A 5,510-nucleotide genomic window follows, 5' to 3' on the forward strand; every position below is an offset into this window, starting at 1 on the left:
AGTAATACATCCTGTCTTAACGCTTTACCTTCCGCACCAGTTGCGTGACCGATTTCACGGGCAACTTTAGTATCAAAACTGGCCGCCAAGGCAACTGGCGCCGGCATAGCTGTTGCCTTAGTGCCAATTAAGCGAATGCCTGCCGGGCCATCGGTTAATCGTACTGCCGGGATACCCAGCTCTGGGACACCTTTAAGGTAGCCTACGGCAGCGGTGGCTTCAGCAGCAGTCCTAGGCTCTTGTGCACCCATTAACATGTCGACTTTTTGTTGCAGTGTCATTTTCGAAATTAGCGCATCAACGCGTGTCTGCGTTGCCGGCGCATCTGTGTCTGGGTTTTTCGCATCTGTTGAGCTACTACTATCATTACATCCGCTTACAACAACGGATAAAAGGGCGGCAGTAATAGCCATCGATAGTTTTTTTTTGCTGAATAAATTTTTCGGGGTATTCATGTTTACTCCTAAGCTGGTTTAATGATTCTCCAATAAGGTTTTATTGGCTTCTCACGCGCAATGTAAAATATTTACCAAGCATGGCGCTAATCATTTGGATGCAGGAATCTATCATTAGAATACACAGGTATCGAAGTGTGAGCTATCTACATATTTAACCTCAACTCGGGATAATTATAGCGCAATACTCTTTAATATCATTGGGTTAAGATTTTGTAGCATACAGTGCTGATAGTTTTGAGTAGTTCAAGGCAAATCAAGCCGACGCATTACGACTGTTGTTTGCGGCGTTAATGCAGTCTCTTCCAAAATTGATTTCTAAGTCGGTTCACGCCCTGAGGATTAGTTCAAGCTTTTCCTCAGTCTAATAATGGTGAACCGCGATCTTTTAATGCTCTTAAATAACGAACTTCGTTATAAGGCTTGTGATCCTGCCAGCACCTATAAACAATTCTGATCCATTTGAATGCAAGGGCACGAATAGCGGCTTGATGTGAACTGCCCAATTCTCTTTTTTTGAGATAAAAAATTTTAGCCCAATACGAACTATAAATTGAATGAGAAGCCCATTCGATAAATGTTTGCCTTAAAAACTTAGGGCATTGCCACCGCCAATGTACCCATGATTTTTTACCACTACGCTCTGTGACTGGGGCAATTCCTGCATATTGTTGTAACTGTTGAGCAGAAGTGAATCGGTCTCTTTGCTCACCGAACGCACTTAGCAAGCGGGCAGACAGGCAAGCTCCTGCACCTGGTAGTCCTGTAAATAATTCTGCGTCTGGTAATATTTTCATTAACTCAGCAATTTTGTGATCAAACAGTTTTATGTGCTTCATTGCACATATAATTCGCTCTAGTAAAGCGGTCATAAACAGAGAGTGGGTATCAATGACGGCTTCATCTTCAGTTAGCGGTATTGCCTCTTTTATGGCATTTACACGCTTAGCAATTTTTTGGATATCACGTATGTAGTTGCTATGGAAAAAGTCCTCTAAGGTGTCTTTGTGGGCTCTCTGTGCTTGCTGAAGAGTGGGCCAACGAGTCATAAATCGACAAAAGATACGGGAGTCTTTTTTGGGGAACCATTCAACAGCTTGAGGAAAATACTGTTTTAATGTGTCGATAGTTTGATTAACGGCTCGTTGCTTTTCATCTACTAATTTCCTTCTTTGTTCAACAAGATACATAAGCTTCCGCATATTAGTACTTTGAGGTTTTAGTGGTATGAATTTCTCAGGATAGCGAAGCATTAACTCTAATGCGAGTTCTGCATCAGTGGGATCATCCTTCGCCCTGCTAGGTTTAAATGCTGTTCTATATTTAGCTAATGTCGTCGGGTTAACTGGAATTATTACAATAAAATCATACTTTTGTAAGGCGTAAACAATCGGGCCTTTGCTGAGTTCAACAGCAACAGCGATAGGACCAGCAAATCGTTTTTTTAGATTTTTAGCCCATGTGTCAATATTTTTAGGCTTGTGTTTGATGACGGATAATTCTCGTTTGTTTGTAGCAAGATCTTGTAAACAAATATCATGTTTATCATCTGCCCAATCAATACCAACAAATGCATGATATTGATTTATTTCTAAATGAGTATTCATAGTGCCTCCAAAGGTTTAAAGAGGATGCATGCGTTCTCAAACTCTTCGAAGGCAATATAATGAGCGTTGCTGGCAAGCCCTGAGTATTCGTTAGTGAGTTTGAGTCACTCATTTTGTCGAAAGCAAAGCGCAAAACATCGAATGTTAAGGGGCGATATTCGTACAAAATGAGTGCATGTCTACATATCATTATTAACGATATTTGTAGACAACTCATATTATATTGGGGCACATTGCGAGATAGGAAATGTTGCCGTTGTGATACTTTTTACGATAAGTACACAGCGGAAAAATTCTGCATAATATCTATTCCCTTTAACTTGTGATTTACCCGTGACTCTGGATAATATATTGCTCAATTAGTATGAGAAGGAATTAACAAATGAGCAACGACAAGCAAGCGATCAAAAGTGCTGACTTAATTGTATTAGCAAATGCACAGTTACCAGAGCATGAAGATTTTATCGTAGGTGTTAAGGTACAAAGTGTTGCAGAACAACATGGTGTTATTACTTTTAAAGGCGAATCATTTTTAGATGAAAATGGCCTACCTACAGCAAAGAGTATGATCGCTTTCAACTTATATAAATGGCTTTGTCACCATTTTTCAAATAAATACACGTTAATTGATTGAAAATAGCGGTCACAAAATATTCCCTAATTTAGGAGAAATGGGTTCTACTCAAGAATATTACAAATACTTCAATTAGGTTTTATTGTTAGTAGAAGCCAATAGTACCGTTTTTTCAGCACGTGAATCTTGCACAGGACTGTTGTGGCTGAGTAAAATTGGCCATGATTTTGTAAGTTTCTAATTCACTATGGGGCGTTAGCGCCTCATCAATCTAACTCGCAACGGGGCACAAACCGACTTAGAACTTTTGCACTATTTGTCTGTTGATATTCCCCCATTTACGCTCGCTTTCTCCCAGTAGCGTGCAAAATCGAAGTTCCTTATCAGTTAAGTCGATCTGAATGGTCATTGCTTGAACGATTGCGCTAATGTACTTTCGCCCCCAAAGCAATTTAGAAACCTATAAATCAATGATCCAAATTACTTAGCCACTTCATTCATAAGCCCCCCCTCCTCTCCATCCGGTCCCCACTCCCAGCGTAAACTTCTATCATGGCTGTAGTCAGGTTCATCATCCAGCTGTGCATAAGTTTTACCGGCGTATTTTCAAAGATCCTGTTCAATAACCCGCAGATCTGTATCAGCAGTTAAAGCGAACAATTTTTCAAAAGGTGCAGCTGTCTGTTTAGCACGTATAAGAGGCGAGCTGATAATATGATCTATCGGGTGAAACTGCAGCACTTCTTCAGCTATCTGAACCGCATCCTTTTTGCCTTTTCCAGTTAGAGGGAAATCTAATTGTGAAGCTAAAATATCAGAGAGGTTTACTTCACTTTCAGCATGGCGCATAAAATAAAGAGTAGTCATCAAATAACCTTATAAATCAACATTAAAATGAAAATAAACTAAGGGTTGGCAGCCTTAAAAACGGTCTCTCATTTAATCTAAATATGAGCTTAAATTATACAGGATAAGGACTTGAACAACTTAATTTGAAACCTCGACAAAGGTAAATTTTTAGAAAAAAACACATTCAATAAACAGAGTTTTTGCTGGGAGTCCTGGTCGCTATGGCTGTAAATGCCAATTCCGTTAATTCAACGGCACAGAAAACATGGATGAAGCACAAACAATAATCGCGCTGTTCGGGCAGCAAAAGCGTTTTTATGACTGCTAAAAAACTTCCGGCTCCCCCATAAGTGAAAAGTGACGCAAGTTAATAACCTGCGTAATACCTCTTGATTATTGCTTACATTACCTCTATCGCATTGAATACCTTCTATTTCTGGCGTTATCCACTCGCACTGCCTGTGCGGTTTCTTTGCTTATTACTGTCTTGCCAACAGGAGCCAGCGCCATTACTGCCATCTTCACATGCTGCATACCAAAGGGAATACCAATGATGGTTAAGCAGCACAATACAGCTGAAATTAAATGACCGATCGCCAGCCATAAACCTGCAAATAAAAACCAGATCACATTCCCTAAGAAACCTAAGGGGCCTGTTCCTATATCCTCTCTTAGCGTTAAATCATCTCGCGCGATAATTTCTTTTCCAAATGGAAAAAATGCCAGCCTGCCCATCACAAAGCAAGATTTAGCCCAAGGAATACCAACTATGGTAAGGCAGGCGATAACTCCAGCTAACCACCAGGCGAGTCCCATTACTACCCCGCCAAAAACAAACCAAATTAAATTACCGATTGCTCTCATTATATTTATTCCTCTTACATAATATATCCACAAGAAAACTGACAATAAGCGGCTAATAAAGTTAACTCCAGCCCCAAATAACATGAAACTATCTTAGTACTCTGCTTTTTAACTCGGTGTGAATCTTATATTCATATTCCATTCATGTTAGTCGTGATAAAAATAAATCATAAAAAAACAGCCGTTTAGGTTGTTCTCTATTTTATAAAACACTAGTGTTTCACAAATAAATAACCATAATCTGCTAGCATCAGGATATTAATCAAAAGTTGTTAACAGGTGCAGGATTCTCATGTAACGCATTAAGGATAATAATAATGAAGGTACTAGTAGTAGAAGATAACATTCAATTAGGGGAACAAATCTGCGAAGCATTAGAAAGTGTTGAGTGGGTCCCGGAACATTCACAGGACGGCATTGATGCTTTGTATCGTGCAACCTCTGAAGAGTGGGAAATTATAATACTGGATTTAGGACTGCCTAAGCTGGATGGACTTACGGTATTAAAGGGGATCCGAGATGAAGGGATTAATACACCTATTATTATTTTAAGCGCCCGAGATAGTCTTTCACAAAGAATAGAAGGACTGAATGCCGGCGCAGATGACTATCTAACTAAACCGTTTGAAATGGTTGAACTGATAGCCAGAGTTCGCGCACAATTAAGACGGGCATCAGGTAACACATCCACGGTGATAAAAATGGGAGACCTCAGCCTTGATACACGAACCTCAAAAGTTACCTGGCAGGGCGTGCCCGTAAATCTGACCGCCTTGGAATACAAGGTTGTCGCCTACTTTATGCATAACCCCGATAAAGTGATACCGCGTACAGAATTAGTTGAGCATATTTACAAACAAGACTTTGACCGGGACTCAAATACCGTGGATGTTTTTATCGGCCGAATTCGTAAAAAAACCTCCTCTGAGGTCATCAAAACGGTACGCGGGCTGGGATATCAACTCAATGCTTAAACAAAAAATAAATTTTTCCAGACTCAGTTTACGTCAGCGGCTGCTGTTTTCTGCCGCTGTCTGGCTGCTCCCTGTGATACTGGTTGTAGCGGTATTGATCCCCTCGGCCATCAACGAGCATTTGAAGAAAAATATTAATACTCAAATCGAATTGTTATTAGACACGGTTGAAAAGAAACTGAGCCTC

General features: G+C 40.1%; 7 protein-coding genes. 3 read left to right on the top strand and 4 right to left on the bottom strand.

The features are described 5' to 3' along the window. Window positions 1–455 (bottom strand): hypothetical protein (locus AC4GME_RS16620; protein ID WP_490379808.1); only part of this gene is annotated, 455 nt, incomplete at its 3' end. 359 nt (window positions 456–814) lie between these two features. Continuing rightward, window positions 815–2,044 (bottom strand): IS110 family RNA-guided transposase, encoded by a 1,230-nt coding sequence (locus tag AC4GME_RS16625; protein WP_490379811.1) that lies wholly within the window; start codon window positions 2,042–2,044, stop codon window positions 815–817. Window positions 2,045–2,444: 400 nt separating this feature from the next. Here AC4GME_RS16625 and AC4GME_RS16630 point away from each other — a divergent pair, with 400 nt between their 5' ends. Beyond that, window positions 2,445–2,696, top strand: a complete 252-nt coding sequence (locus tag AC4GME_RS16630; protein ID WP_028862649.1) for a DUF2498 family protein — start codon at window positions 2,445–2,447, stop codon at window positions 2,694–2,696. A 546-nt stretch (window positions 2,697–3,242) separates the two neighbouring features. On the opposite strand, the gene AC4GME_RS16635 is transcribed toward AC4GME_RS16630, so the two are convergent. Next, window positions 3,243–3,503 (bottom strand): histidine phosphatase family protein, encoded by a 261-nt coding sequence (locus AC4GME_RS16635; RefSeq protein WP_490378080.1) that lies wholly within the window; start codon window positions 3,501–3,503, stop codon window positions 3,243–3,245. Window positions 3,504–3,896: 393 nt separating this feature from the next. Further along, a complete protein-coding gene (locus tag AC4GME_RS16640) occupies window positions 3,897–4,349 on the bottom strand; it encodes a YccF domain-containing protein (RefSeq protein ID WP_490378085.1) in 453 nt (150 codons plus the stop codon). A 317-nt stretch (window positions 4,350–4,666) separates the two neighbouring features. On the opposite strand from AC4GME_RS16640, the gene AC4GME_RS16645 reads away from it, so the two are divergent. Both AC4GME_RS16645 and AC4GME_RS16650 read left to right on the top strand, forming a co-directional pair. Then, window positions 4,667–5,323 (top strand): response regulator transcription factor, encoded by a 657-nt coding sequence (locus tag AC4GME_RS16645; protein ID WP_490378081.1) that lies wholly within the window; start codon window positions 4,667–4,669, stop codon window positions 5,321–5,323. Next, the coding region (locus AC4GME_RS16650; RefSeq protein WP_490379809.1) for a hypothetical protein at window positions 5,316–5,510 on the top strand (195 nt) is incomplete at its 3' end. The genes AC4GME_RS16645 and AC4GME_RS16650, both read left to right, overlap by 8 nt.

Source organism: Psychromonas sp. (assembly GCF_983033635.1).